Source organism: Lelliottia nimipressuralis, assembly GCF_004402045.1.
GTDB lineage: Bacteria > Pseudomonadota > Gammaproteobacteria > Enterobacterales > Enterobacteriaceae > Enterobacter > Enterobacter chinensis.
Map to the genome: position 1 here is coordinate 57,282 of NZ_SOMG01000008.1, position 26,916 is coordinate 84,197.

26 protein-coding genes are annotated in these 26,916 nt (G+C 52.8%); 10 read left to right on the plus strand and 16 right to left on the minus strand.

Annotated elements, in window-relative coordinates; all coding sequences use genetic code 11:
• The first annotated feature begins 67 nt into the window (after positions 1-67).
• Together E3U32_RS02870 and E3U32_RS02875 are read left to right on the plus strand one after the other, a co-directional pair.
• On the plus strand, positions 68-727 hold the full coding sequence (locus E3U32_RS02870) for an AzlC family ABC transporter permease (protein WP_134347570.1): 660 nt from the start codon (positions 68-70) through the stop codon (positions 725-727).
• Positions 727-1,050 (plus strand): AzlD domain-containing protein, encoded by a 324-nt coding sequence (locus E3U32_RS02875; protein ID WP_134347571.1) that lies wholly within the window; start codon positions 727-729, stop codon positions 1,048-1,050. Before E3U32_RS02870 ends, E3U32_RS02875 begins: the two co-directional genes overlap by 1 nt.
• 70 nt (positions 1,051-1,120) lie before the next feature.
• Here the strand turns inward: E3U32_RS02875 and E3U32_RS23720 are convergent, their stop codons facing one another.
• From E3U32_RS23720 to fdhD, 7 genes are all read right to left on the minus strand, one after another.
• Positions 1,121-1,495: a hypothetical protein gene (locus tag E3U32_RS23720; RefSeq protein WP_286164123.1), complete on the minus strand. Its 375-nt coding sequence runs from the start codon at positions 1,493-1,495 to the stop codon at positions 1,121-1,123.
• Positions 1,496-1,525: 30 nt separating this feature from the next.
• Complete coding sequence (locus E3U32_RS23725; protein ID WP_286164124.1) at positions 1,526-1,735, minus strand: hypothetical protein; 210 nt, start codon at positions 1,733-1,735, stop codon at positions 1,526-1,528.
• Positions 1,726-4,152 (minus strand): fimbrial biogenesis usher protein, encoded by a 2,427-nt coding sequence (locus E3U32_RS02885; protein ID WP_134347572.1) that lies wholly within the window; start codon positions 4,150-4,152, stop codon positions 1,726-1,728. Before E3U32_RS02885 ends, E3U32_RS23725 begins: the two co-directional genes overlap by 10 nt.
• Before the next feature lie 17 nt (positions 4,153-4,169).
• The gene (locus E3U32_RS02890; RefSeq protein WP_134347573.1) at positions 4,170-4,853 is read right to left on the minus strand and encodes a fimbria/pilus chaperone family protein; all 684 of its coding nucleotides are present in this window, start codon (positions 4,851-4,853) and stop codon (positions 4,170-4,172) included.
• A 64-nt stretch (positions 4,854-4,917) separates the two neighbouring features.
• Positions 4,918-5,613, minus strand: coding sequence for a DUF1120 domain-containing protein (locus E3U32_RS02895; RefSeq protein WP_134347574.1), 696 nt, complete (start codon positions 5,611-5,613; stop codon positions 4,918-4,920).
• A gap of 405 nt (positions 5,614-6,018) precedes the next feature.
• Complete coding sequence (locus E3U32_RS02900) at positions 6,019-6,231, minus strand: DUF1471 domain-containing protein (RefSeq protein ID WP_023309747.1); 213 nt, start codon at positions 6,229-6,231, stop codon at positions 6,019-6,021.
• A gap of 114 nt (positions 6,232-6,345) precedes the next feature.
• The gene (gene fdhD, locus E3U32_RS02905) at positions 6,346-7,182 is read right to left on the minus strand and encodes a formate dehydrogenase accessory sulfurtransferase FdhD (protein ID WP_134347575.1); all 837 of its coding nucleotides are present in this window, start codon (positions 7,180-7,182) and stop codon (positions 6,346-6,348) included.
• A 371-nt stretch (positions 7,183-7,553) separates the two neighbouring features.
• Here fdhD and fdnG point away from each other — a divergent pair, with 371 nt between their 5' ends.
• From fdnG to fdhE, 4 genes are read left to right on the plus strand one after another with little or no spacing between them, the layout of a single operon-like run.
• Positions 7,554-10,604, plus strand: a complete 3,051-nt coding sequence (gene fdnG / locus E3U32_RS02915; RefSeq protein WP_166790899.1) for a formate dehydrogenase-N subunit alpha — start codon at positions 7,554-7,556, stop codon at positions 10,602-10,604.
• Positions 10,605-10,616: 12 nt separating this feature from the next.
• Positions 10,617-11,519: a formate dehydrogenase subunit beta gene (fdxH, locus tag E3U32_RS02920; protein ID WP_010436855.1), complete on the plus strand. Its 903-nt coding sequence runs from the start codon at positions 10,617-10,619 to the stop codon at positions 11,517-11,519.
• Positions 11,516-12,151, plus strand: coding sequence for a formate dehydrogenase cytochrome b556 subunit (gene fdoI / locus E3U32_RS02925; RefSeq protein ID WP_008501832.1), 636 nt, complete (start codon positions 11,516-11,518; stop codon positions 12,149-12,151). Before fdxH ends, fdoI begins: the two co-directional genes overlap by 4 nt.
• A complete protein-coding gene (gene fdhE / locus E3U32_RS02930; RefSeq protein ID WP_047345529.1) occupies positions 12,148-13,077 on the plus strand; it encodes a formate dehydrogenase accessory protein FdhE in 930 nt (309 codons plus the stop codon). Before fdoI ends, fdhE begins: the two co-directional genes overlap by 4 nt.
• A 39-nt stretch (positions 13,078-13,116) precedes the next feature.
• Here the strand turns inward: fdhE and E3U32_RS02935 are convergent, their stop codons facing one another.
• A complete protein-coding gene (locus E3U32_RS02935) occupies positions 13,117-13,488 on the minus strand; it encodes a type II toxin-antitoxin system VapC family toxin (RefSeq protein ID WP_134347577.1) in 372 nt (123 codons plus the stop codon).
• 2 nt (positions 13,489-13,490) lie between these two features.
• A complete protein-coding gene (locus E3U32_RS02940; protein WP_045909092.1) occupies positions 13,491-13,733 on the minus strand; it encodes a ribbon-helix-helix protein, CopG family in 243 nt (80 codons plus the stop codon).
• Positions 13,734-13,932: 199 nt separating this feature from the next.
• Between E3U32_RS02940 and E3U32_RS02945 the strand changes: the two genes are divergently transcribed.
• Positions 13,933-14,850, plus strand: a complete 918-nt coding sequence (locus E3U32_RS02945) for an alpha/beta hydrolase (protein WP_134347578.1) — start codon at positions 13,933-13,935, stop codon at positions 14,848-14,850.
• 11 nt (positions 14,851-14,861) lie between these two features.
• Here the strand turns inward: E3U32_RS02945 and fabY are convergent, their stop codons facing one another.
• From fabY to E3U32_RS02975, 6 genes are all read right to left on the minus strand, one after another.
• On the minus strand, positions 14,862-15,803 hold the full coding sequence (fabY, locus tag E3U32_RS02950) for a fatty acid biosynthesis protein FabY (RefSeq protein WP_025759561.1): 942 nt from the start codon (positions 15,801-15,803) through the stop codon (positions 14,862-14,864).
• 44 nt (positions 15,804-15,847) lie between these two features.
• Positions 15,848-16,285 (minus strand): D-aminoacyl-tRNA deacylase, encoded by a 438-nt coding sequence (gene dtd / locus E3U32_RS02955; RefSeq protein WP_134347579.1) that lies wholly within the window; start codon positions 16,283-16,285, stop codon positions 15,848-15,850.
• The gene (locus tag E3U32_RS02960) at positions 16,282-17,163 is read right to left on the minus strand and encodes a virulence factor BrkB family protein (protein ID WP_134347580.1); all 882 of its coding nucleotides are present in this window, start codon (positions 17,161-17,163) and stop codon (positions 16,282-16,284) included. Before E3U32_RS02960 ends, dtd begins: the two co-directional genes overlap by 4 nt.
• A complete protein-coding gene (gene yihX / locus E3U32_RS02965; protein WP_063958126.1) occupies positions 17,157-17,756 on the minus strand; it encodes a glucose-1-phosphatase in 600 nt (199 codons plus the stop codon). The genes E3U32_RS02960 and yihX overlap by 7 nt, the downstream gene beginning before the upstream one ends.
• A gap of 88 nt (positions 17,757-17,844) precedes the next feature.
• On the minus strand, positions 17,845-18,315 hold the full coding sequence (locus E3U32_RS02970) for a hypothetical protein (protein ID WP_134347581.1): 471 nt from the start codon (positions 18,313-18,315) through the stop codon (positions 17,845-17,847).
• A complete protein-coding gene (locus E3U32_RS02975) occupies positions 18,312-19,055 on the minus strand; it encodes a winged helix-turn-helix domain-containing protein (protein ID WP_134347582.1) in 744 nt (247 codons plus the stop codon). The genes E3U32_RS02970 and E3U32_RS02975 overlap by 4 nt, the downstream gene beginning before the upstream one ends.
• Positions 19,056-19,602: 547 nt before the next feature.
• Here E3U32_RS02975 and E3U32_RS23875 point away from each other — a divergent pair.
• Together E3U32_RS23875 and E3U32_RS02985 are read left to right on the plus strand one after the other, a co-directional pair.
• Complete coding sequence (locus tag E3U32_RS23875; protein WP_134347583.1) at positions 19,603-20,220, plus strand: helix-turn-helix transcriptional regulator; 618 nt, start codon at positions 19,603-19,605, stop codon at positions 20,218-20,220.
• Positions 20,221-20,290: 70 nt separating this feature from the next.
• Positions 20,291-23,221, plus strand: a complete 2,931-nt coding sequence (locus tag E3U32_RS02985) for an autotransporter outer membrane beta-barrel domain-containing protein (protein ID WP_134347584.1) — start codon at positions 20,291-20,293, stop codon at positions 23,219-23,221.
• A gap of 54 nt (positions 23,222-23,275) precedes the next feature.
• Here E3U32_RS02985 and typA read toward each other — a convergent pair whose 3' ends face one another.
• Entirely contained in the window at positions 23,276-25,099 is a 1,824-nt protein-coding gene (typA, locus tag E3U32_RS02990) for a ribosome-dependent GTPase TypA (protein ID WP_134347585.1), read from the minus strand.
• Between the two features lie 378 nt (positions 25,100-25,477).
• On the opposite strand from typA, the gene glnA reads away from it, so the two are divergent.
• Positions 25,478-26,887 (plus strand): glutamate--ammonia ligase, encoded by a 1,410-nt coding sequence (glnA, locus tag E3U32_RS02995; RefSeq protein WP_014072406.1) that lies wholly within the window; start codon positions 25,478-25,480, stop codon positions 26,885-26,887.
• Positions 26,888-26,916: the final 29 nt, after the last annotated feature.

Consider the following 26,916-nt stretch of genomic DNA (forward strand, 5'->3'; position numbering starts at 1 on the left):
TTCGTCTTGAAAAATACTTTTGTTGCGTTCATTATAATGGATACCCGTTCGATATGGCTAAAATTGTATGAAGCATTATCTCTCCTGCCTGAAAGGCGACACCATAAAAGCAATCATCCTGGTTTGCCTCGCGGTCGGCGTGGTCGGGATGTCCTACGGCTCCCTGGCGATGGCCTACGGTTTTCCGGTCTGGGTACCGTTTGTACTCTCCATCACCGTGCTCGCGGGTGCGTCCGAATTTATGTTTATCGGCATTGTAGCGAGCGGTGGTAACCCGCTGGCGGCAGCGGCGGCAGGGTTGCTGGTCAACGCGCGCCATGTGCCGTTTGGCGTGACGGTGCGAGAACTGGTGGGTAAACGGGGCCTGAGCCTGTTGGGTTGCCACATCATGAACGACGAAAGCGTGGTGTTTGGCCTGTCGCAAAAAACGCCCGAACAGCGCAAGGCGGCGTACTGGTTATGCGGTTTAGGCGTGGCGATTGTCTGGCCGCTGGGGGCCCTGCTGGGCGCCATGGTCGGCAAATTGCTACCGGATCCGGAAACCATTGGCCTGGATGCGGTATTTCCGGCCATATTGCTGGCGTTGGTGGTGCCCGCGTTTAAAAACCGTACCACGCTCATCCGCGCCTGCAGCGGTGCCCTTGTGTCACTGGCCGCCGTGCCGTTTGCCCCGGTGGGATTACCGGTGCTGCTCTCTTTACTGGGTCTCGCTGCGAGGAAAAAATAATGGGAAATATGACGTTTTTTATTCTCGGCATCGCCATTTTGTCTGCGGGAACGTATCTGATGCGTCTTGGCGGGGCGAAACTCGGCAACAGGCTGGCATTGTCGGAACGTTCTCAGGCACTGCTTTCAGATGCGGCAACGGTATTGCTGTTTTCCGTGGCGCTGGCGACCACGTTTTATGAAGGGGAACACTTCGCCGGCATGGCGCGCGTGCTGGGCGTGGCGTTTGCGGTATTTCTGGCCTGGCGAAAAATGCCGTTAATCGTGGTGATCGTGACCGCGGCGGTCATCACCGCGCTGCTGCGTCTGGCAGGGGTTCATTGATAATAAACTTTACCTGCCGAAGAACCTTTCGCCAGGTAAATCGGAACATCTTGACCGTAAGACGCCATTATCAACGGCCCTGGAGAGCCTCATAATTCACGGTCAGCTGCGCTTCCAGGTCCGTCGTGTTACGCGTTTTGAACGCATCATTGTTGGTATAAGTCACAACGGAGAGAGTAACGACCAACTGCTGGCCCACCGCCTCCTGGCCGTTAACCGCAGCGAGGGACATACCCGGCAGCAGCGTAACCTCCGCCGCCCCGGCAGTCAGCTGTTCTGAACCGCGCGGCACAACGGCCAGTTGTACAACGCCACTGTCTACCCGTGCCGCTTTCGCTGTGATTTTCATCGCCCCGTTCTCGCTGAAGCGATACGCTTTATTCCCACGCGCCGGACCGTCCACCCACAGGCGGATCCTGCGCTTGTCCGGGCAGAACACCGACACCTGTATTTCCCGCTCCACCGAGGCGTACCCCTAGTAATGCTTGCCGGCAATGTCCGTACTGACCTCGCGCATCGCCTCCCGACGCAGGCGTCCATAGTCGATATTCTTCACCGATGAAACCACCTGACACCCCTCTTCTGCCATGGCTGAAGATGCATGGCCGATGGCCACGCAGGCCACCAGTAGCGGCAGCAAAAACGTGCGATTCATGACGTTCACTCCCTGTTTGGTTAGAGACATTTTCCGTTTATCTCCTCGTAAAATTTGTTTGGATCCGCTTCCGGAAGAGTGTAGGTCAACACACATCGCCCCTCGTCCAGCTTCGCGTACAGCGTCTGGCTGGCAGAGATATCGTTCAGGAAGATCATACCGTCCTCCGGTGCGGAAGTGAGGTATTCCCCCTTGTCGTTCACGACAGAGACTCCCTTCTGCAGCGGCGTACCGTCGGCGCGCGTAATATTAAGCAGCACGCGGCGCTGGCTCAGCGTGGTGAACTTCCAGTTCGCGAACGCCCCGTGAGATGCTTTCAGCGACGCATGGCCGTTCCTCACGTCCAGGTTGCCCGGCAGGCTCTGGGTATCAATTTCAACCGTGCTTGCACTAAACGGTGCCAAAGCGGGAACGACCGCGCGACCCCATTTGTCCGTCCAGACATTGCCACGCGGCGTGCCGATCTCAACCCCGGCGACCGGTTTGTCCAGTGCTACCACCGCATAGGTATCCGTTATCGTATACGGCGAGAAGGTCACCCCCTCACCATGAGCAACAATGCCTCCGCTCAGTGCCGCCGAGTAGTTGCTGTTGCGCTCATTGTCACCCCCTGCCGCCAGGGCGAGCGTGGTGTAATGTAGATTGCTGCTCAGCGAGCTGTCCCAGTTGGTTACGCTGTCATCGTGATCCTGAGAGACACCCACCGTGTAGGTGTTTTCATCGTTGAACGAGCCCATCGCGCGAGTACCGTAGGAGGCTTTGCCTTCGTTTTCGCGATACCAGCTGTTGGTGGAGACGCCAGAGCGGCCTAGTGGAACCGACAGGTTCACGTAGAACAAGTCCTGGTCGCTTTCGCTCTTGTCGCCGCTGCTGATGTCTGATTCCCAGTTAACGCTGACGCTAACGTAGCGGAACGACTGCGACCATGAGGAAATGACACGACGACTGTTGTATTCGCTATTCCAGGTCTGGTTGTTGTAGTAACTCAGAGAAAAACGCCCCAGCGTCGAGCTCGACCAGTTGATACCGACGTTGGTGTCATATTTGGTGGGCGAGAAATCGTCGTCACCGTACAGCTCCTCCATTTCACGGTACTTCGGCGTGCCATAGCTGCCCCCGAGCGAAACCCCCAGGCCCCACGGCAATGCATAGCCGAGATCTAGCGTGGTTTTATTGCCGTCGGTCTGCGAAAGGTTATCAATCGAGCCGAGGAAGCCCAGGGAAGCGGACAAATTCTGTGCCGGTACGGCATCGATGTTGGCAGAAAAACCGTAGTAGTGGTTATCTGCCATTACCATGCCAGCGAGAAAATTCATGCGGTTGTTGATAGACCAGCCGTCCGACGCGGCGACAATCCACGGCTGTTCGAAGTGAGTCTCCATGTCCTGCGCACGTCCCACGGCCATCGAAAACCCTGGCGCGCGACCCACATGGTTGCTGCGGAAGGTGCTGGCGGCAACCGTGAAGTGACTTTCGCTACCGTCGATTTCCGTTACCGTGACGTTTAAATCCGTATTGAGACTGACGATCGGCACATCGCTTAAGGTGAATGGCCCAGCCGGCACCAGCGTAGATAAAATCAGCTGGCCGCCCTGGCGGATATCAACCCGGGCCTGGGCATTACGGGCGATACTGCTCACTTCAATACCGCTACCGCCGCCCGGCTGGAGCGCGCGATCCGGCATCAGCTGCACGCCGTAAATGCCCGGTATACTGAAGCGGCTGTTGGCAACGTTGATCTGCCCGCCCTGTACCATCACGTCGTAGTCGGTAAAGGTGCGCTGAACATAGGTGTAGAGCGATTCGCTTCTAAACGCCATGCCATTGCCATCGCTGATAAACTGCGCGCTGCGCGCAATCCAGTCACCTGCGTTAAAGCCAAACTCAAAGGAGGACTGGAAGCGATCGGATTTATCATCCTCAAAATCATAATGGGTGCCAAACATGGAGTAGTTCAGCATAGCCGCGCGTCCGCCGCGCACATCAGCCACCTGGCGGCCGCTTTCCGGGTTAATTGCCTCTGGCGGGACAACTACCGAAATTTCTTCAAGATCCGGTGAAGTGCTCACCGTGGCATTTTTCCAGTACTGATGAATTAACGGACAGGCTCCACGTCTGATTTTTTTATATAGCCCGGCGCCCTCCAGAAATTCACTGTCAACACAAGGGATACCTTCTTCATTAAATTTCACGGGCATAATACCGCGTTTTTTACCGTTAATAAGTACGGTAACATTATGATAGCCCGGCATAAATCGCGGTGCAGCAGCATAATATTCAGCAATAGCCGGATCGAGGCCGCTCTCTTTTAACGCATCGGTATCGAATATCGCTCTTGCCAGCTCCATTGAAGGCGCTGAGACTGGCATTATTTCCGCGCGAATACTTAATGCCACTGCGCTCAGACAAAATGCCAGCACACCTATTCTACCAGGAGAAGATATCATGACCACCCCGTCTATTATTATTTTAGTTCTGCAACGTAAGAATCGGCTTTATAGCCAAAACGAGTAGCGGGATACATTTCAATCTTTTTGTCCAGGTCTGATATGTTATTCTCTGGCTTAGCCGTCAGCGTCTGACCGGGCAGAATATAACTCTTATCTAATTTCACCTTTGTTCCGGATGGCAGTAATTTTGCGCTCTGCTCCATGCGGACCACATAAGGCGTATCATTGACTACAGTCAGACTACCGTTTGCGATCTGCCAGCGCAGATCCTTCCATGGCTCCAGGTTCACCCTGAGACCCACCGGGCGAATAATCACGGGCAGATTTTGGCTGAAGACCATTTTAACTTTATTCTGTTCACGCTGCGGAATGGTGGCAAAAATGACGCGTTTTAAATGTTCGGTTTTTAATTTTTCTGCGCTCTCTTTTAAAACAAAGCGCACACGCTGGGTTTTGCCCGCGTCTACACGAACCACCGGCTGGGTGACGATAACGCCGGGTTTTGGATCGTCCGGTAAATCAACAATGCGGGTATACAGCAGCTGGGCGGTATCGTCGGTATTTTTCACATCCATGCTAGCCCCTTGCTCGTCTTCGTTTATTAACAGCAGTGACGTGTCCGGCACCATTCCGGTAGCAAACGTCTGCAAAGACGTAAAAAGACAAGCGCAGAGCAACGCTTTTTTAAAGTGAATCATAATATTAGTCCATTAATACTGCCCCCCTTATTCGGGGAGCAGTGAATTATCAGCAAAGTGATAATTAGAGGTAAACCAGCTCAACGTTGGTTAAACCGTCCAGCGTAACTTCATCAGTAATGCTTAAATCGTTAGTTGGGTTAATAGTGGCTTCCACAGCAACCTTAAAGTTGATTTTGGTTTGTGGTGCAAGCGCTACGCTATTCAGCGTGGTTCCAAAAGAATAAATTTCGCGATTGTCGCTGGCAATTTGCAGATGGTTAATCCCCCTTACGCCCCAGGAGCTACCGTTATCTAAACTCATTATAGGGTAGAGTGAATCGCCAGCATCGTTAGTGTTTGCACCCTGGGCGCGTGGTATGCCCAATGCATAGGCACCAATGTTTTTACCGTTATACGTTCCCAGACCGAAGGAAAATGTTGGTGAACCAGCAAAAGAATTAAAACCGATGTCGTCAGTTGGGGAAGACGCGTCACGAGCATCGGTAAACTTCACCGCAATGCGCGTGCTTTCTTCACAGGTAATGGTGATCGGAACTTCTTTCATGTCCTTCAGTTGCGTCACGCTGGTCGCGTTGAGTGCTGCCACTTTCATTGTGCCGAAGTCAGCGATACCGCCACCGCTTGGGAAGGACGGCGTACAGGAAGACGGGAGAATTTTACCGGTCACTTTAATATCAACGCTTTCAGCGGCTGTGGCAGCGTTAACCGACAGCGCTAATACAGAGAGAAGCATTCCTTTTTTCAGAAGTGTGTTCATTCTATTTCCTTATAAAGGTGAAAAACAAAAAAAGCCAAATGCAGGCATTTGGCAGAGAAGATGTGACATAATAAATATTACCTTTAGCAGAATATCAAACCCAATATTCACGTTCAACGGTAAGAGTTTCTTTTAGGATTTGTGCCCGACCCTTTCATTAATAACCAGGGTTATTGATTTAATTTAAAAATAAATGTTCGCAAATAGAGATGCCAAACCCATTGAAATAACTCAAAAAACATCTTCACCAGACGGGTTAATTAATATTTTTGAGACGTTTATTTAACAGGAGTGACTAAATAGATATGATAATAAAGAAGAGAGAGGCTTTTCGACTGAGTGTAACTCAGGTAGTCAGAAACACCTGTCCCTGCTCCAAAGAGCAAGGGACAGTGGCAACACAGCTTATTTAGTCAGTTCAGCAGTCATGTGTACGCGGTTACCTGAGAACGCCTGGGTAATTTTGTAAGATGATGCGCCAGCTTCCTGAGCCTGAGCCGCGATTTTCGCTTCTGCGCCATCAATGGTAGACGCGGTTGCGGTCACGGTCTGCGCAGCGAAAGAACCGAAAGAAGTAGCCAGAGCGATTACAGCGACAAAAGTTTTGATGCTTTTCATGATTTAAACCCTTTCATTAAGTTGTTTTGGTAAGGCACCGTGCCTTGATGAGATAAATACTAGACCTCATCGTGAACAACTAAAAGCGGAAGGATTTGCTATTATCATTCAAAATTATTGATTAACTATTAATCGCTGTGGGTGGGTATAAATTGTCGCCCTTCCCGGCTTACAGAAACCCACCAGCGTCAGATTGCAGCGCTCTGCCACCTCTACCGCCAGCGTGGTTGCCGCCGACACGGCAAACAGGATCTCTACCCCACACATTGCCGATTTTTGCACCATCTCATAGCTGGCCCGGCTGGACACTAACGCGGCGCCCTGCTGCCACATCTCGCTTTCCTGCGCCCGGCGACCAAGTAGTTTATCCAGCGCCACGTGGCGGCCAACGTCCTCATGTCCCCCGGCGATATCGCCCGACGGCAGCACCCATGCAGCCGCGTGCGTACAGCCGCTCAGCTGGCCGATGGGCTGTACGTCGTTGAGATGCGCAAGCGCATGGTTGAGGTGAGCCAGATTAAAGGTCTGCGTAAACGGCAGGGGTGCAACAGGTTTGCCGATATCGTTGAGCTGCTCAACGCCACACACGCCGCAGCCGGTGCGCCCGGCAAGCGCGCGGCGGCGCTCTTTCAATCCCATAAAGCGGCGGCTGGACAGTTCAATTTGTACTTCAAGGCCGTTGCATGCCCGCACCACGTCCATGCCGTAAATCTCCTGTGGCTGTTCGATGATGCCTTCCGAAAGGGAGAACCCTATTGCGAACAGTTCAAGATCTTTCGGCGAAGCCATCATCACCACATGCGAGATGCCGTTGTAAACGAGCGCAACAGGCACTTCTTCCGCCAGATAATCGGGCGTGGCATGGGTAATGTGGGGCGGTCTGTGTACAGACAGTTCCACAATGCCGGCAGGCAGGGATGACGGATGGGGAGCACGGTTTTGTTTAGACACAGCGGTATTCCTGAACAACCACGGAAGCGAGCCTGCTATTGCAGCACAAACCACAGGCGTTACGCATAGTATGGATCAACTTTTCGACAACCATTCTCCTACTCATTTAGAAGGGGTGCAACCTGACGCCCGCTACACCGCTTTAACATGCAGAGCTATTAATGTGATCGATATCACACTTTATAATCAACATGGTGATAATACGTTCACTTTGTATTAACGCCATTAGAACAGCTGTACCGACATTGTGGTATTCTGATGATATCCCTCGTGGAATTGAGGGATTAACGCAAATTTTTTCCTTTGCGGTCATTCTTCAGCCGCGAAGTCAAAACTACATATGTAAGCAATGTCGAAACAAGGAGTGACCCATGCAGGTCAGCAGAAGGCAGTTCTTTAAGATCTGCGCTGGCGGTATGGCAGGCACCACGGCAGCGGCACTGGGCTTTGCGCCCGGCGTAGCGCTGGCGGAAACGCGGCAGTATAAACTGCTGCGCACCCGTGAAACCCGTAATACCTGTACGTACTGCTCTGTCGGTTGCGGGCTGTTGATGTATAGCCTCGGCGACGGTGCTAAAAACGCCAAAGCGTCTATTTTCCATATCGAAGGCGACCCGGATCATCCGGTCAACCGCGGCGCATTGTGCCCGAAAGGGGCCGGTCTGGTGGACTTTATCCACTCCGAAAGCCGCCTCAAATTCCCTGAATATCGCGCGCCTGGCTCCGACAAATGGCAGCAAATCAGCTGGGAAGAGGCGTTTGACCGCATCGCAAAACATATTAAAGAAGACCGCGATGCCAACTTTGTTGAGAAGAACGCCGACGGCGTCACGGTCAACCGCTGGCTCTCCACCGGGATGCTGTGTGCCTCTGCTTCCAGCAACGAAACCGGTTATTTAACTCAGAAATTCACGCGCGCACTCGGTATGCTCGCGGTCGACAACCAGGCGCGTGTCTGACACGGACCAACGGTAGCAAGTCTTGCTCCAACATTTGGTCGCGGTGCGATGACCAACCACTGGGTCGACATCAAGAACGCCAACCTCATTGTGGTGATGGGCGGTAACGCCGCTGAAGCGCACCCTGTCGGGTTCCGCTGGGCGATGGAAGCCAAAATCCACAACGGTGCGAAACTGATTGTGATCGATCCCCGCTTTACGCGTACTGCGTCAGTGGCGGATTTCTACACCCCTATTCGTTCAGGTACTGACATCACTTTCCTGTCAGGCGTATTGCTGTACCTGATGACCAACGAAAAATATAACCGCGAATACACCGAAGCCTATACCAACGCCAGCCTGATCGTGCGTGAGGATTACCACTTCGAAGATGGCCTGTTCAGCGGTTACGACGCCGAAAAACGCAAATACGACAAAACCAGTTGGAACTACGAGCTGGATGAGAAAGGCTTTGCGAAGCGCGATACCACCCTGCAACACCCGCGCTGCGTGTGGAACCTGCTGAAAGAGCACGTTTCCCGCTACACGCCGGAGGTTGTTGAGAACATCTGCGGTACGCCGAAGGCGGACTTCCTGAAAGTCTGCGAGCTTATCGCCGAAACCAGCGCGAAAGATAAAACCGCGTCGTTCCTGTATGCCCTCGGCTGGACGCAACACTCCATCGGCGCGCAGAACATCCGTACCATGGCGATGGTTCAGCTGCTGCTCGGCAACATGGGGATGGCAGGCGGCGGCGTGAACGCCCTGCGCGGCCACTCCAACATTCAGGGTCTTACCGACCTCGGCCTTCTGTCTCAAAGTCTGCCGGGTTACATGAACCTGCCGAGCGAGAAACAGACCGACCTGCAAACCTACCTGACGGCCAGCACGCCTAAGCCGCTGCTTGAAGGCCAGGTAAACTACTGGGGCAACTATCCGAAGTTCTTCGTCTCGATGATGAAAGCCTTCTTCGGTGACAAAGCGACAGCGGAAAACAGCTGGGGCTTTGACTGGCTGCCGAAGTGGGACAAAGGTTACGACGTTCTGCAGTATTTCGAGATGATGCATCAGGGCAAAGTGAACGGCTATCTGTGCCAGGGCTTTAACCCGGTTGCCTCGTTCCCGAACAAGAACAAGGTTGTTGAGTCTCTGTCGAAACTGAAGTTCCTGGTAACGATTGACCCGCTCAATACCGAGACCTCGACCTTCTGGCAGAACCACGGTGAATCGAACGACGTTGATCCATCGAAGATTCAGACCGAAGTGTTCCGTCTGCCATCAACCTGCTTTGCGGAAGAGAACGGTTCTATCGTTAACTCCGGACGCTGGCTGCAGTGGCACTGGAAAGGCGCGGACGCCCCGGGTATCGCCATGAACGACGGCGAAATCCTGGCCGGTATCTTCTTACGCCTGCGTAAGATGTACGCGGCTGAAGGCGGCGCAAACCCGGAACCGGTTCTGAACATGACCTGGAACTACGCGACGCCGGAAAACCCAGCGCCAGAAGAAGTGGCGATGGAGAGCAACGGTAAGGCGCTGGCGGATGTTATCGACCCGGCTACCGGTGCGGTTCTGGCGAAGAAAGGCGATCAGCTCAGCACCTTCGCGCACCTGCGTGACGACGGTACCACCTCCAGCGGCTGTTGGATCTTTGCCGGTAGCTGGACGCCGAAAGGCAACCAGATGGCCAACCGCGATAACGCCGACCCGTCGGGTCTCGGCAATACGCTGGGTTGGGCATGGGCGTGGCCGCTCAACCGCCGCATTCTCTATAACCGCGCTTCCGCTGACCCGCAGGGCAACCCGTGGGATCCGAAGCGTCAGTTGCTGAAATGGGACGGCGCAAAATGGGGCGGTGTGGATATTCCAGACTACAGCACTGCCGCACCTGGCAGCGATGTCGGGCCGTTTATCATGCAGCCTGAAGGGATGGGACGCCTGTTTGCCATCGATAAGATGGCGGAAGGGCCGTTCCCGGAACACTACGAGCCGTTTGAGACGCCGCTGGGGACTAACCCGCTGCACCCGAACGTGGTCTCTAACCCGGCAGCCCGTATCTTCAAGGGCGATTTCGAAGCGCTGGGTAAAAAGGACAAGTTCCCGTACGTGGGCACCACTTACCGTCTGACCGAGCACTTCCACTACTGGACCAAGCACGCGCTGCTTAACGCCATCGCGCAGCCGGAACAGTTTGTGGAGATCGGCGAGAAGCTGGCGAACAAGCTCGGCATCGCCCATGGCGACACCGTGAAGGTCTCCTCTAACCGCGGCTATATTAAAGCCAAGGCGGTCGTGACCAAGCGTATTCGCACGCTGAACGTTCACGGTCAGGAGGTGGATACCATCGGCATCCCGATTCACTGGGGTTACGAAGGTGTGGCGAAGAAAGGGTTCATTGCGAATACCCTGACGCCGTTCGTCGGTGATGCGAACACGCAGACGCCGGAGTTTAAGGCCTTCCTCGTGAACGTGGAAAAGGTGTAACGGAGACGACTTATGGCTTATCAATCTCAAGACATTATCCGTCGTTCCGCGACAAATAGTTTCACGCCCGCGCCTCAGGCGCGGGACCACCAGCAGGAAGTGGCGAAGCTTATCGACGTAACCACCTGTATTGGCTGTAAAGCCTGTCAGGTGGCCTGTTCAGAGTGGAACGATCTCCGTGACGAAGTGGGTCACAACGTCGGTGTGTACGACAACCCGGCGGACCTGACCGCAAAGTCCTGGACGGTGATGCGTTTCTCCGAAGTGGAGCAGAACGACAAACTGGAATGGCTTATCCGCAAAGACGGCTGTATGCACTGTGCGGATCCGGGCTGCCTGAAGGCGTGTCCGTCAGAAGGGGCTATCATTCAGTATGCCAACGGTATCGTCGACTTCCAGTCCGAGCAGTGCATTGGCTGCGGCTACTGCATCGCGGGCTGCCCGTTCGACGTACCGCGCCTGAACCCGGAAGACAACCGCGTCTACAAATGCACGCTGTGCGTTGACCGCGTCACCGTCGGCCAGGAGCCAGCGTGCGTGAAGACCTGCCCAACCGGCGCTATCCACTTTGGCTCCAAAGAGGATATGAAAACGCTGGCGGCAGAACGCGTGGGCGAGCTGAAAACCCGTGGTTACGACAACGCGGGCCTGTACGATCCGGCCGGGGTTGGCGGTACGCACGTGATGTACGTGCTGCACCACGCCGACAAGCCAAACCTGTACCACGGCCTGCCGGAAAACCCGGAAATCAGTGCCACCGTGAAATTCTGGAAAGGCATCTGGAAACCGCTGGCAGCGGTCGGTTTTGCTGCCACCTTCGCAGCGAGCATCTTCCACTACGTCGGCGTCGGTCCGAACCGCGCGGAAGAGGAAGACGACAACCTGCATGAAGAGAAAGACGAGGTGCGCAAATGAGAAAACGTGACACCATCGTGCGCTACACCGCGCCGGAACGTATCAACCATTGGGTCACCGCCTTCTGCTTCATGCTGGCGGCGATAAGCGGGCTGGGGTTCTTCTTCCCCTCCTTCAACTGGCTGATGCAGATCATGGGGACACCACAGCTGGCGCGTATCCTGCACCCGTTTGTTGGCGTCATCATGTTCGCGTCGTTCATCATCATGTTTTTCCGCTACTGGCACCATAACCTAATCAATCGGGATGATATCTTTTGGGCGAAGAATATTCGTAAGATCGTCGTCAACGAGGAAGTAGGTGACACCGGGCGTTATAACTTCGGCCAGAAATGCGTATTCTGGGCGGCGATTATCTTCCTGGTCCTGTTGCTGGTGAGCGGCGTGATCATCTGGCGTCCGTACTTTGCGCCTGCTTTCTCAATCCCGGTGATCCGATTCGCGCTGATGCTGCATTCATTTGCCGCAGTGGCGTTAATTGTGGTTATCATGGTGCATATTTACGCCGCCCTCTGGGTGAAAGGCACCATTACCGCGATGGTGGAAGGATGGGTAACCAGCACGTGGGCGAAGAAACATCACCCGCGCTGGTACCGTGAGGTCCGCCAGAAACAGGAAAAGTCATCTGAATGAGTATTCGCATAATCCCGCAAGATGAGCTGGGGTCGAGCGAGAAACGCACGGCGGATTATATTCCGCCGTTGTTATTCCCCAGACTCAAGAACCTCTACAACCGCCGCGCAGAGCGTCTGCGCGAGCTGGCAGAGAACAACCCGCTGGGCGATTTTCTGCGTTTTGCCGCGTTGGTCGCCCACGCGCAGGAAGTGGTGCTGTACGACCACCCGCTGCAAATGGATCTGACCGCGCGCATCAAAGAAGCCAATGCGCAGGGCAAGCCGCCGCTGGATATTCACGTCCTGCCGCGCGACAAGCACTGGCACAAGCTGCTGAATTCGCTGATTGCCGAGCTGAAGCCCGAGATGAGCGGCACCGCGCTGGCGGTCATCGAGAATCTGGAAAAAGCGTCCGAGCAGGAGCTGGAAGAGATGGCGAGCGCGCTGTTCGCTTCCGACTTCTCGCTGGTCAGCAGCGACAAAGCACCGTTTATCTGGGCTGCGCTGTCGCTTTACTGGGCGCAAATGGCCAGCCTAATCCCAGGCAAAGCGCGCGCTGAATATGGCGAAGCACGCCAGTTCTGCCCGGTGTGTGGCTCAATGCCGGTCTCCAGCATGGTGCAAATCGGCACCACTCAGGGGCTGCGCTACCTGCACTGCAACCTGTGTGAAACCGAGTGGCACGTGGTGCGCATCAAGTGCAGCAACTGCGAGCAGACCCGCGATCTGAACTACTGGTCGCTGGAAAACGAAGAAGCGGCGGTAAAAGCCGAAAGCTGCGGTGACTGCGGGACCTACCTGAAGATTCTCTACCAGGAAAAAGACCCGAAAGTTGAAGCGGTCGCTGACGATCTCGCTTCACTGATTCTGGACGCGAAAATGGAGCAGGAGGGCTTTGCCCGCAGCTCTATCAACCCGTTCCTGTTCCCGGGTGAAGGGGAGTAATCTTCTGTGACAGTGCCGGGCGACGCAAGCTTGCCCGGCCTACAGTTGATAAGGCAAAACCACCCCGGCGATGCCCTGAAAGTCTTTGGTGTTCCGGGTGATTAACGGGCAATTTCTGCTTTGGGCAGTCGCTAAAATAATGGCATCCGGAAGTTTCATGCCATGCTTCTCGCGAAGCATTACGCTTCTTTCTGCTATCTCTCGGGTTACATCAATTATTTCAAAAGCGCCCAGTACCGCCGCTGTCTTCGCTTCATGACCATGTTTGCGTGCTCCCACCATAACTTCCATCCATGTGATTAGACTGATCGCTCGGTGCGATGCTGCGCTTTCGATCGAATTTGCTGCCTCAACGCGATTATTGAAAAGGTCGATCAGAATGTTGGTATCAAACACCGCCATGTGTTCCATACCTACCACTCCTCACGCAGCTTACGTTCATACTCAAGCCCATCTTCCTGCTGGTTTCCCCACAGACCCAGCGCATCACGGATAACCGATGAGCTTTGCTGATCGAGATACTGCTCAATTGCTTCACGCAGTAATTCGGCACGAGGTTGGTTACGCAGTTGCTTGAGATTATCGAGACGCTGAATAACGTCATCCGACAAATCGATCAGGATCCTGCCCATATTAAGCTCCGCCAGTAAACTCATATATCACCTCAGTATATCATTATTGTCCATTTTTAAGGCAACATACGCTTTCTTTCTGTAGGGTTAAAGTACCCGACAAGAGTTTGCCTGGTCTTTGCGAGTCGCTTTCCAGATTTTTAGTCCTCAACAATTTTCTTATTTTCTTTTGAATCAAACCAGGCTATAAAACTGTACATCCATACAGTTAAGGGGTGTTTTCATGGCACTGGAAAAGGGTATTAAACGGCTGGTTCAAGGATTTATCGCTGCAGGTCGCCCCTCATCGCGTCGCCAGACAATTGAGGTACGACGAGCAGGCTATATTGCCAGCACGGAGCTTGCCGGGGAGACCGAAATGCGCGTTCAGGTGGAGACGCTTGTTCTTGAGGGTCATACCATTCGGGTATTTTCACCTCTCAATGCGCCTGAAATATTGCCTGCTGCCATCTACTACCACGGCGGATGCTTTATCAGCGGCGGCTTTGATACCCATGACAACCAACTCCGTCAGTTAGCCTGCTACGGCAATTGCCGGGTGGTTGCGATTCAGTACAGGTTGGCACCGGAACATACCTTTCCCACCGCACATGACGATGCTGAAAGAGGTGCGGATCTGGTCTGGCAATATGCAGACAAATTAGGCGTGGATAAAAAGCGGATCACGCTTTGTGGAGACAGCGCAGGAGGGCATCTGGCGCTGGTAACGGCGCTGCGGCTTAAGGTTAAAGGACTGTGGCAACCTGTGCAGCTTATTCTTATCTACCCCATGCTCGACGCCACGGCCAGTTTTGAAAGCTATACCCTCAACGGCATGGATTACGTAATTACTCGCGATACTCTGCTGAGCGGCTATGAAATATATCTGGCTGGAGCCGACCGTCTGCATCCTGAAGTTAGCCCGCTGTGGCGAGAAGACTTCAGCGGCCTGCCGGCTGTCCATATTGTAACCGCGGAGTACGATCCGTTATGCGATGAGGGGGAGGCGCTGTTTCAACGCCTCACGGAGCAAGGGGTAACGTGTACCGCTCAACGGTGGCTGGGGGTAATACATGGCTTTTTCCAGCTTGGTGGAATTAGCCAGTCAGCGCGAGACGTTATGCGGGACATCGCCTGGCGGATAAGCTCCGCCCGACGATAGCGCGGAAGAGATTACTCCTCCTCGTTCCCACCCTCTTCATACGCGCCAAAGGGCTTCGCCGGAAGAACGATATAGGTGCCTTCAAACACCGCGCCCGGGGTTTTATCGCCAAACAGTTCAACCTGCATCTGGACGCGGGCTTTGCGGCCGCGTGCCAGACGGTCAAGATCGCCGCCCAGTGAACCCAGATCGGCCACGGCGCTCGGCTTGCCGCTTATCGGTGCGCTATACCGGATGTGAGCGTCGGCAAGAATGATCGTGCCACCCAGATGGCGCTCGCGCAGCATCAGCCAGATCAGCCCCCAGCCGGTGAGCGTCGCCAGTGAGAACAGACTGCCGGCAAACAGCGTGTGGTGCGGGTTCTGATTGCCGGTTTCCGGCATGGTAGTAATAAATTTTTGTCCGGTGTACTGCTGAATACGCACGCCCATTTTTTCGCTGAGCGGAATGTGCTGATACCAGGCTTGCTGCAGCTGTCCGCACCAGTCAGCGCGATGGAGAATATCATCCAGCGTAGCGATGGGTTTGATCATCAAAAAATGACGAATCGGAGTGGTTTGCGGGGTCGTGATTTCCCCCTGATTAACAAAACCGAGCTTGGCGAAGAACTCAACGGCATCTTCGCGGGCGCTACAGGTGACGCGCTTAACGCCTTCCTGACGGGCGACGGATTCCAGGGTCATCGCCATTAGCGTCCCCAGACCTTTGTCCTGGACGGAGGGGTGAACCGCCATAAAGCGAATAGAGGCTTCGTTATCGGCGTTGATATACAAACGCCCGACGGCGACGAGGTTGCCCTCTTCGTCCATCACCATCTGATGGTGGGCCATCGCGTCCCAGGCGTCGCGTTCAGACCCTTTTGGCTGATGTAATGGCTTGCGTAGCATTTCCCAGCGGAACTGGTAATAGGCTTCTAACTCTTCTTCCGTTTGCGGTACTCGAAGGTGATACATAGCTGTACTCTCTCTTGTTACCCGCGGCCACGCCGCCAGTTGGCTCATACCTGGAGCCAGAATGTGACGGGGCCATCGTTCACCAGCGACACCTGCATATCTGCAGCGAATCGTCCGGTTTGCGTATTCATTTCCTGCTGGCGACAACGCTCAACAAAGTATTCATAAAGTGCTTCTGCACGATCCGGCGCGGCGCCTTTAGAGAAACTCGGGCGCATGCCGCGCTCGGTATCCGCAGCCAGCGTAAACTGGGAAACCACCAGCACGCTGCCGCCCGCCTGCTGGACGTTCATGTTCATTTTACCTTCCGCATCGCTGAAAATACGGTAGCCCAGCACGCGCTCACACAAGCGGTTGGCTTTTTGTTCGTCATCATCCTTTTCGACACCTAACAACACCAAAAGTCCTGGGCCAATTTCACCCGTCACCTCTCCCTCCACGGTGACGCTGGCACGGGTTACGCGCTGTATCAATGCAATCATGGTTGGTCTGCTTCTTGTTGTTTTTCAGCTGCTGCTGCTTTTTTAAGTTCGCGGTATACCCCGAGAGTGACAGTTATTTCGGCACCAAGCAAGACGATACACCAGGTCCAGTAGACCCAGACAAACAAAATGGGGATCACCGCCAGCACGCCGTAAATCAGCTGATAGGACGGAAACATGGTGATGTAGAGGGCAAACCCTTTTTTTCCCAGCTCAAAGAGCAACGCCGCCACCAGCGCCCCCACAACCGCATCGCGGTTAGGCACGCGCGTGGTAGGCACGACGCTATAGAGCAGCCAGAACGAAAGCCACGACAGGATCAACGGAAAGATGCGAAGCACATTATCAATAACGCCGTTTAAATCACTCGCCCAGCGCAGGGAAAGCAAATAAGAACTGATAGCCAGGCTCGCCCCGGCCAGCAATGGCCCCAGCGTGAGAATCATCCAGTACACGGCAAAGGAATACACCTTTGGCCGTGCCTTTTTACTCCGCCAGATAGTGTTCAGTGCGTTATCAATGGCGTACATCAACAACAGCGCAGTGACGATAAGACCGCATGCCCCCACTGCCGTCATCTTGCTGGAGTTGGCAACAAACTGCTCAATGTAGTTCTGGATGACATCTCCGGTTGCAGGGATGAAATTCGCGAAGACAAAATGGCGAAGCTGCAGGCTAACGTCCGCAAACATCGGAAAAGCGGAAAACAGGGCAAAGATAACGGCCACCAGCGGCACTAATGAGAGCAATGACACGTAGGCGAGATTACCCGCCAGCGTGGTCATGTTGTCCTCATCAATGCGGTGCCAGAGCAGTTTCAGCCAGGCCCTCAGCGGGCGAGTATGGTGCGTGGCTTTTTGATGAACGTTTTTTAGCATAACTGCTTCGCAAAGTAGTTTGGTATCGTCTCTTTTCCGGTCACCAGAATTGACGTGATACCCAACTGATTAGCTCCCTCTATATTATCGGCATTGTCGTCGAAAAAGACCGCATCGGCCGCGGTAAAACCTTCTGCCTGGAGAACAGCCTGATAGATTCGGGCTTCAGGTTTACGCATGCCCATCTCCTGCGAGAGATAGATCTTATCTGCCGCGGCCTTAACTTCAGGGTATTCCTCAGGCCAGAACGTCGTGTGCAGACGGTTGGTATTCGACAGTACGACCACCCGATGTCCCTGCTCGCGAAGTTTATGCATGATGTCGATCACGTCCGGTCGTATGGCGACAAATACCGCCTGCCAGCCGTGTGAAAACTGCTCGTAGCTTAACGGTAGATCCATCTCCTGACAGAAACGTTCAGCGAATTCTTCATCGCTGATCTCGCCGCGCTCATGCTGATGGAAGGTCTCGCCCATCGCGAAACTCTGCTTTAATGTCGCCAGCGGGACACGGCTAAAATCGCTCCATGCGCCCAGCACCCGATTAAAATCGATATCGACGATTACGTTTCCTAAATCAAAGATATAAAGCATGTTTATCTCCTGCTCGCCGTGGAGAAGTAACTGTAGCGGGAATAAAGAGATTTGACTATGCGCGCGGTCGAAGGTGTGCGATCGATTTTTACGGCGTGTTTTTACGACAGTAGAGCGAGGGGACGTTTGATGCAGCAAAAAGCCAGGCTCCCCGATACTCATCAATCATCAGGCTCAGCTCTCTTCCCGGCGTGCGATAAAAGCCCGGCAGCGTGACGTTGATATCAGCCTCATCCGCCGCATCCGCAAAGGTTTTAACAATACGATCGTTATTTAATACTCGCGCGTTCTGATGATAGCTGTAATGGAAATATATGGTACGGTTTACTTCTGAAACCGTATGACCAAATAATTTACCGTTAATGATCGCGGTCCCTTCCCGATGCTGCATTCGCCAGGAAACCGTACCAACAAATCGGTTTTTGCCAATCGTCCATTCCACATCTCCCGTACAACGTATCGGCGTACTCGACAAATGCGAATACGCTAGCCAGCCGCTGGTAACAACAGCCCCCAGAAACGCTACCAGCAAAATAATACGGTTCCGGAACGTCATCATTGTTCATGCGCCCAAAAATAGTGTGTGGTACAAAACGCTGCCGTGTCCCGTCGCGCATCGTTATTACAGACAAACGCCGCGATCCGCTCCGTTTTACTATAACCGGTGAGAAAAACGTATCGTTTTTCGGCACACAGGTTGGGGTAATTGTTTAACAAGCGCAAGTAATGGTCCTGCATATGCTCGTTAGGTGCATAAAAAAGTTGGCAGGCGCCGATTCGGGTACCCGTTGAAAGTGGAATATAGTTGTTAAACGGCATGGCCAGGCGATTTTTATATAACAGTGCCCCGTTGATAAGCCCGATCAGCAAAAGCGCAGTGGTGGTTATTATCAGCCAGGCTGGCCTCTGCATCGTAGCACCACCGACTACAGCTGTGTTTTTATGGACGATTACCTGCTCAGCGGTTGGGATAAATACCTCAACTTCTGTTGTTTCGGAAAGCATCAGCCCGCGTCGCGAAATCGTTTTTACCGTCTCGCGCGGTAATCCCACCTCAGCCAAAGCATTGCGTAATGTCAAAATGGCCTGATAAAAGGTATTCGGAGTGGTAACGTCATTGCGCTCCCCCCATCCCACCACCATTAGCTGATTTTGCGAAATAATTTCGCCAGGATGCGTAACGAGATACAGAAAACAGAGATTGGCAGGAAGCTGCAATTGTATCGTGCGCCCGGTAATATTATTCACCAGGGTTTTGTTTTCTGAGTCATACTCGACCAGTTTGTTAATGAGATACAATTTTCCTTTCCTCTGCAATAACAATATTTAACTCTCTACATCCAAAAGGCACACGCATATTTAACAACAGTATAGGCCAGAGAGGATTAGGCCGCGACACCATCTTATCTAAGATTAAAAACAAAGCATTATTTTTCAACTTTTTACAGGGCACTTTTCTTAGGTTTACCTCATCTAAAGCGACATAATGAGATTTCATTACACTTCACCAGGCCAAATACTTATATTGAGTCACCACAAGGGAATAGACTGACGTTACGGCAGATTGAGGAAGCGAATTTTTAGCTATTAGTGCTATTCATGAAATTTTCTTACGGGGGTTTTTTCTGAAGAATAGTCTTAGATGATTGAGGAATATTCCTGGAGTACTTCGGCCAACTGATGTTTTTCGCTATGGTTACGGTCTTTCAAAATAGATGCCACCAGGAATTTATTTCCCCTGGCCTATTTTTCACAAATGAGACAAGACCGCCGTATATGTTTCAACATTGACACATTTGAATGGCAGTGAAATATTGACAATGAAAGTAAGACAGGAGTGGACTGGATGATAACATCGTCGCAAAAAGTTGTCCGCTGTATAAGCTGTGAATTGTCCTGTCAGTTATTTCCAGATAACGCAGTACGATCACAATACTGTGACAACGCCTCGTTCGCCGTTTGGCCGGCTGGTAATCATTTTTTAGAGATTGCAGTAGAAGATAAAATATTGCGAAGAAACAAGAATCACTTATCTCGAGGTTTTATTTTTGTAGACTTTTCGATGTACAACCTTCGCATACTTGCAAATCCACAATGGATTGAACGCCTGGCGATAACTAACATGAATATCGTTATTATCACCGACCGTAAACTGGAGGCGCTGGCTAATTACTTATTCACTCATCGCAGTGAAATAAAGGGAGTTATTTATTCGGGCGATAATGACGTTATATTACAGGAAAAAATAAGTCATATTTTTTCCGGGAGACGTGTAAATAGCAGACGAGGAAATATCTTGAATGCTGTCGAATTCATGTTGCTTAACCGATTTATGTCAGGAGTGTGCCTTCAGGAGATTATAAAAACAAACAGTATTGATGTAAAAAAAATTTATGTTCATAAAGTACGATTAGAGAGGAAGTTAGGTACCCGCATTCATAAAATTCTCGTTTCTATTTTGTAATTTCAACTAATTAACATACCCACATTTAATGGTGTGGAGGATGTTTTACGCCTGAAAGAAAGGGGCAGCTATGCCATATTTAATGAAACACTCACCTGTCGCTGTTGCGATTTCTCTGGCGTTATCGTCAGCGTTATTCACCGTCAATGCTGCGGTAATAGATTTTGCTAATTTACCCACCTCCGGAGCGGTCACGGATCTGCCTGCAGAAATACAGGCGCTAATACCTGCAACGGCAAATGCGAACTTTAGCAAAAATACCACCGATCCTAACTATGTCTATCAGTATAGCCCAGGTAATATCCCGATCTACGGAGATGGTATTACTCTCGAAGGGCCAGGGGCGGAAGCCTTTGAGCATTCAGTTACCGTTATTCAGAACGCCACGTCCGGCAGTCCGGGGGTGATTTTTGGTGACGATCTGACTATTCGCACCCAGTCAAAAGTGGCGGCCAATAATGGCAGAGATGTCGACGGCATTCGTACGCATGGTATGAATACGCCGGACAACCCGGTGTTTATTATTACCGGCGATCGCACCCATATTTACGTTAATGGCCAAAGCGGTGACGGTATAAATGCCGGATATAGCTCCTTCAGCCAGGGCTCTCTCGGCTCCGCCAATATTTATGTGGGTGACGATCTCTATATCGAAACTACCGGCAGCACCGGCCGCGGGATTAGCGCTTATGCTTTGAATGACGCGTCGAAGGCCAAAAATAACGTTATCGTCGGCGATCGTGCACATATTGTTACGCGTGGTACCTACGCCGAGGGGATCCGCACCAACCAGAGCGGCTCATATGTCCGTCTGGGGGATGAGGCAACCATTGAAACGTACGGCGCATCGGCCTACGGCCTGTATGCAGGTTCTGCGTCAAAAATTGAGCTGGGAAAAAACGCAACCATTATTACTGACCAGAATAGCGCCTCCGGCATCTATTCAACCGGCTCATCTACCATCAACCTTGATGAGGGTGCCAGCATCACCACCAACGGCGCCAGCGCGCATGGCGTCTATGCCTACACCGGTGCGGTGAACCTTGGCGATAACGTCACTATTGCGGTAAACAGTAGCGAGAAAACCAGCAGTTCCGCACAAGCGCCGCATGGGATGTATGCCTGGTCACGCGGCGTGATAACGATGGAGGGTGGCGCAACCATTACCACCGCTGGCCAGCGCGAAAGCGGCAGTTATGTCATGAACGCTGGCAATGGCGGGATGATTGATGCATCCGCTGGGGGCAAATTCACCCTCAACGGCGATATTCTCTCCGCAGGCGGCATCGCGGCCACCAGCACGCTTCCGGCACAAAACAGCACTATTACGCTGACAATGAGTGACAACTCATTATGGAACGGGGCGTCCTTCATTGAGAGCAATGCCGCAGGCAGCGGTACCATCGCACTTACGATGAATGATGCCGTGTGGAATATGCGCGACAGTTCCACGCTGACCAGCCTGACGCTGAATGCGGGCGGCACGATTAATTTCCAGCATCCTGAAGATGAAGCATGGCAAACCCTGACCATCAACGATGATTACATCGGCAACGGCGGCAAGCTGGTTTTCAATACCGTGCTGTTTGACGATACCTCTGAAACGGACAAGCTGATCGTCGAAGGGAATACTTCCGGTCATACCGGGGTGGAAGTGAACAACATTGGCGGTACCGGCGCACAAACCGTAGAAGGGATTGAGATTGTCAGCGTTGGCGGTAACTCTGATGGGACGTTTGAGAAGGCCAGCCGTATCGTGGCAGGGGGTTATGACTATAACGTTGTGCAAAAAGGGAAAAACTGGTTCCTGACCAGCCTGGTTGAACCCGTTGACCCACCGGAAGACCCGGTAGACCCACCAGTCGACCCTGTTGACCCGCCAGTTGACCCGGTAGATCCACCTGTCGACCCTGTTGACCCACCGGTTGACCCGGTCATTCCGCCGGTCGACCCCGTAGACCCACCGGTTGACCCGGTTGTTCCGCCGCAGGAACCGGTACCGCCCGTTGCACCACCGAAAAGCGAGCACCAGTATCGCCCGGAATTTGGCAGTTATCAGGCGAACAGCTATGCGGCAAATACGCTGTTTATGACCCGCCTGCACGATCGTCTGGGTGAAACACAGTACACCGACATCCTCACGGGTGAGCAAAAGGTGACAAGCCTGTGGATGCGTAACGTCGGCGGCCATACGCGGTTTAAAGACGGCAGTGGCCAGTTAAAAACCACAGCCAATCGCTATGTACTCCAGATGGGAGGAGATGTGGCGCAATGGAGTTCCGACGGACTGGATCGCTGGCATCTTGGCCTGATGGCCGGCTATGGCAACAGCCAGAGCCGGAGCGTTTCCAGCCTGACCGGATACCACTCGCGTGGCGAAGTTAATGGCTATAGCTTAGGCCTGTATGGAACCTGGTACGCAAACGAAGCGGATAAAAGCGGTACCTACGTTGATAGCTGGATGCTGTATAACTGGTTCGATAACAAGGTGATGGGGCAGGATCAGGCCACTGAGAATTATCGCTCAAGTGGGGTGACCGCCTCTGTCGAAGCGGGATATAGCTTCAAGGTGGGCGAAAGCGAGCGTGACAGCTACTGGCTCCAGCCAAAAGCGCAGGTGGTGTGGATGGACGTGCAGGCTGACGACCATCGCGAACGCAGCGGCACGCGGGTGAAAGACGAAACCCAAGGAAACCTGATGACACGTCTCGGCGTGAAGGCCTACATCAGCGGGCATAACGCGATTGACGACGGTAAATCCCGTACCTTCCAGCCGTTTATTGAGGCGAACTGGATCCACAATACTCAGACCACGCGCATCCGCATGGATGATGTCAGCAACGAGATGCGCGGTACGCGCAATATCGGTGAACTTAAAACGGGTGTTGAGGGACAAATTACGCCGCAACTGAGCGTCTGGGGCAACGTGGCTCAGCAGGTAGGTGATAAAGGCTTCAGCGATACGCAGGGAATGCTGGGGGTGAAATACAGCTTCAAATAACAACAAAAAAGCCGCTGATTTCTCAGCGGCTTTTTTTAATACGAATTAACCGTATTAGTCTTCTTTCGGACCGCGCATCGCACGTTTACGATCGTTTTCGGTCAGGTGACGTTTACGGATACGAATTGACTGTGGAGTCACTTCTACCAGTTCGTCATCATCGATGAATTCCAGAGCCTGCTCCAGAGTCATCTTGATCGGTGGAACCAGAACCGTTGCTTCGTCAGTACCGGACGCACGCATGTTGGTCAGTTTCTTACCGGTCAGGCAGTTTACGGTCAGGTCGTTAGAACGACTGTGAATACCGATGATCTGGCCTTCATACACTTCAGCACCGTGACCCAGGAACAGCTTACCGCGATCCTGCAGACCGAACAGCGCAAACGCAACCGCTTTACCCTGACCGTTGGAGATCAGCACGCCGTTGTTACGCTGGCCCACTTCGCCCGGACGAACGTCGTCGTAGTGGCTGAAGGTGGAGTACAGCAGACCGGTACCGGAGGTCATGGTCATGAACTCTGAACGGAAGCCGATCAGACCACGGCTTGGGATCACGTAGTCGAGACGTACGCGGCCTTTGCCGTCTGGATTCATGTTTTTCAGGTCGCCTTTACGCTCACCCAGTGCCTGCATCACAGAACCCTGGTGCTGCTCTTCAACGTCCAGCGTTACGTTTTCGAATGGCTCTTGTTTACGGCCATCGATCTCGCGGAAGATTACTTTCGGACGGGAAACCGCCATTTCGAAACCTTCACGACGCATGTTCTCAATCAGAACAGACAGGTGCAGCTCACCACGACCAGAAACACGGAATGCGTCTGCATCCGGAGTTTCTTCAACGCGCAGCGCAACGTTGTGCACCAGCTCTTTGTTCAGGCGGTCAAGGATCTGACGAGAGGTAACGAACTTACCTTCTTTACCACAGAACGGAGAGGTGTTGACGTTGAAGAACATGGTTACGGTTGGTTCATCAACGGACAGGGCTGGCAGCGCTTCGACGTTCTGCGGATCGCAGATGGTGTCGGAGATGTTCAGCTCACCCAGACCGGTGATAGCGATGATATCGCCCGCTTCCGCAACGTCACTCTCGATACGCTCAAGGCCCAGGTGAGTCAGCACTTTACCCACTTTGCCGTTACGGGTTTTGCCTTCGCTATCGATGATAGTGACCTGCTGGTTAGGCTTCACTTTACCGCGCTTGATACGACCAATGCCGATTACACCAACATAGTTGTTGTAGTCGAGCTGAGAGATCTGCATCTGCAGGGTACCGTCGAGATCGACGTTTGGCGCAGGAACACGGTCAACAATCGCCTGGTACAGCGGGGTCATGTCTTCGGCCATGTCTTCGTGGTCCAGACCTGCGATACCGTTCAGCGCAGAAGCGTAAACGATAGGGAAGTCCAGCTGCTCGTCAGTCGCGTCGAGGTTAACGAACAGGTCGAATACCTGGTCCACAACCCAGTCAGGACGCGCGCCAGGACGGTCAACTTTGTTAATAACAACGATTGGCTTCAGACCATGGGCAAATGCTTTTTTGGTCACGAAGCGCGTCTGTGGCATTGGGCCATCCATTGCGTCAACGACCAGCAGAACGGAGTCTACCATGGACATTACACGTTCAACTTCACCACCGAAGTCGGCGTGCCCTGGGGTATCAACGATGTTGATACGGTAGTCATTCCATTTAATCGCGGTGTTTTTCGCGAGGATGGTAATCCCACGCTCTTTCTCCAAATCGTTGGAGTCCATCACGCGTTCTTGGGTTTCGGCACGAGCATCAAACGTACCGGATTGCTGCAGCAGCTTATCAACCAGGGTAGTTTTACCATGGTCAACGTGCGCGATGATGGCGATGTTACGCAAATTTTCGATCACAACTTTGCCTCAGGCATTTAGAAATAGCGCGTTATTGTACACGGATTAATCGCACTACAAAACAGGATCACAAACATCCCCCGCAAACAAGTATTGCAGAGATGCTTTGTGATCGCTTTCACGGAGCGGTAAAAGGGCACTTTAACGTAAATTGCACCAATATGGTGCTCAATGTTCACATTGAAGCACTATACTGGTGCAACAAATCCATTGTGGTGCAGCCCTTTTGCACTATGGTGCGCATGATAACGCCTTTTGGGGGTGTTTTAAAAGTTGGCACAGATTTCGCTTTATAAAAAATACATGGCAACAGCCAGTACAAACAGAAATTGAAGACCTCGTTACCACGACGACAATGACCAATCTGGAGAGTTAAGTATGTCCGCTGAACACGTTTTGACGATGCTGAACGAACATGAAGTGAAGTTTGTTGATCTGCGCTTCACCGATACCAAAGGTAAAGAACAGCACGTCACAATCCCTGCTCATCAGGTGAACGCCGAATTCTTTGAAGAAGGCAAAATGTTTGACGGCTCCTCCATTGGTGGCTGGAAAGGCATTAACGAATCTGACATGGTTCTGATGCCAGATGCGACCACTGCGCTCATTGACCCGTTCTTCGAAGAACCAACCCTGATCATCCGTTGCGACATCCTCGAGCCAGGCACCCTGCAGGGCTACGACCGCGACCCACGTTCTATCGCGAAACGCGCTGAAGAGTACCTGCGTTCTACCGGCATTGCAGACACCGTTCTGTTCGGGCCAGAGCCAGAGTTCTTCCTGTTTGACGACATCCGTTTCGGCGCTTCAATTTCTGGTTCCCACGTGGCTATCGATGACATCGAAGGCGCATGGAACTCTTCCACCAAATACGAAGGTGGTAACAAAGGTCACCGTCCTGGCGTGAAAGGCGGTTACTTCCCGGTTCCTCCGGTCGATTCTTCACAGGACATCCGTTCTACCATGTGTCTTATCATGGAAGAGATGGGCCTGGTTGTTGAAGCACATCACCACGAAGTGGCGACTGCTGGCCAGAACGAAATCGCTACCCGCTTCAACACTATGACCAAAAAAGCGGATGAGATTCAGATCTACAAATACGTTGTGCACAACGTTGCGCACCGTTTCGGTAAAACCGCGACCTTCATGCCAAAACCAATGTTTGGCGACAACGGTTCCGGTATGCACTGCCACATGTCTCTGTCCAAGAACGGTACCAACCTGTTCTCTGGCGACAAGTATGCCGGTCTGTCTGAGCAGGCGCTGCACTACATCGGTGGTGTTATCAAACACGCTAAAGCGATCAACGCCCTGGCGAACCCAACCACTAACTCCTACAAGCGTCTGGTCCCGGGCTACGAAGCGCCAGTGATGCTGGCCTACTCTGCACGTAACCGTTCTGCTTCTATCCGTATCCCGGTTGTTGCGTCTCCGAAAGCGCGTCGTATCGAAGTACGCTTCCCGGATCCAGCGGCTAACCCATACCTGTGCTTCGCAGCACTGCTGATGGCGGGTCTGGACGGTATCAAGAACAAGATCCACCCAGGCGAAGCGATGGACAAAAACCTGTATGACCTGCCGCCAGAAGAAGCGAAAGAGATCCCACAGGTTGCTGGCTCTCTGGAAGAAGCCCTGCAGGCGCTGGACGCAGACCGTGAGTTCCTGACTGCCGGTGGCGTGTTCACTGATGAAGCGATTGACGCTTACATCGCTCTGCGTATTGAAGAGAACGACCGTGTGCGTATGACTCCACACCCGGTTGAGTTCGAGCTGTACTACAGCGTTTAATAAAGTTGTTTTACCCGGCGTGACAAGCG

Bases quoted from the DNA above. Each gene is read 5' to 3' on its own strand.
- E3U32_RS02870 (WP_134347570.1), top strand. From the start codon at position 68: ATGAAGCATTATCTCTCCTGCCTGAAAGGCGACACCATAAAAGCAATC.
- E3U32_RS02875 (WP_134347571.1), top strand. From the start codon at position 727: ATGGGAAATATGACGTTTTTTATTCTCGGCATCGCCATTTTGTCTGCG.
- E3U32_RS23725 (WP_286164124.1), bottom strand. From the start codon at position 1,735: ATGTCTCTAACCAAACAGGGAGTGAACGTCATGAATCGCACGTTTTTG.
- E3U32_RS02885 (WP_134347572.1), bottom strand. From the start codon at position 4,152: ATGATATCTTCTCCTGGTAGAATAGGTGTGCTGGCATTTTGTCTGAGC.
- E3U32_RS02890 (WP_134347573.1), bottom strand. From the start codon at position 4,853: ATGATTCACTTTAAAAAAGCGTTGCTCTGCGCTTGTCTTTTTACGTCT.
- E3U32_RS02895 (WP_134347574.1), bottom strand. From the start codon at position 5,613: ATGAACACACTTCTGAAAAAAGGAATGCTTCTCTCTGTATTAGCGCTG.
- E3U32_RS02900 (WP_023309747.1), bottom strand. From the start codon at position 6,231: ATGAAAAGCATCAAAACTTTTGTCGCTGTAATCGCTCTGGCTACTTCT.
- fdxH (WP_010436855.1), top strand. From the start codon at position 10,617: ATGGCTTATCAATCTCAAGACATTATCCGTCGTTCCGCGACAAATAGT.
- fdoI (WP_008501832.1), top strand. From the start codon at position 11,516: ATGAGAAAACGTGACACCATCGTGCGCTACACCGCGCCGGAACGTATC.
- fdhE (WP_047345529.1), top strand. From the start codon at position 12,148: ATGAGTATTCGCATAATCCCGCAAGATGAGCTGGGGTCGAGCGAGAAA.
- E3U32_RS02935 (WP_134347577.1), bottom strand. From the start codon at position 13,488: ATGGAACACATGGCGGTGTTTGATACCAACATTCTGATCGACCTTTTC.
- E3U32_RS02940 (WP_045909092.1), bottom strand. From the start codon at position 13,733: ATGAGTTTACTGGCGGAGCTTAATATGGGCAGGATCCTGATCGATTTG.
- E3U32_RS02945 (WP_134347578.1), top strand. From the start codon at position 13,933: ATGGCACTGGAAAAGGGTATTAAACGGCTGGTTCAAGGATTTATCGCT.
- fabY (WP_025759561.1), bottom strand. From the start codon at position 15,803: ATGTATCACCTTCGAGTACCGCAAACGGAAGAAGAGTTAGAAGCCTAT.
- dtd (WP_134347579.1), bottom strand. From the start codon at position 16,285: ATGATTGCATTGATACAGCGCGTAACCCGTGCCAGCGTCACCGTGGAG.
- E3U32_RS02960 (WP_134347580.1), bottom strand. From the start codon at position 17,163: ATGCTAAAAAACGTTCATCAAAAAGCCACGCACCATACTCGCCCGCTG.
- yihX (WP_063958126.1), bottom strand. From the start codon at position 17,756: ATGCTTTATATCTTTGATTTAGGAAACGTAATCGTCGATATCGATTTT.
- E3U32_RS02970 (WP_134347581.1), bottom strand. From the start codon at position 18,315: ATGATGACGTTCCGGAACCGTATTATTTTGCTGGTAGCGTTTCTGGGG.
- E3U32_RS23875 (WP_134347583.1), top strand. From the start codon at position 19,603: ATGATAACATCGTCGCAAAAAGTTGTCCGCTGTATAAGCTGTGAATTG.
- E3U32_RS02985 (WP_134347584.1), top strand. From the start codon at position 20,291: ATGCCATATTTAATGAAACACTCACCTGTCGCTGTTGCGATTTCTCTG.
- glnA (WP_014072406.1), top strand. From the start codon at position 25,478: ATGTCCGCTGAACACGTTTTGACGATGCTGAACGAACATGAAGTGAAG.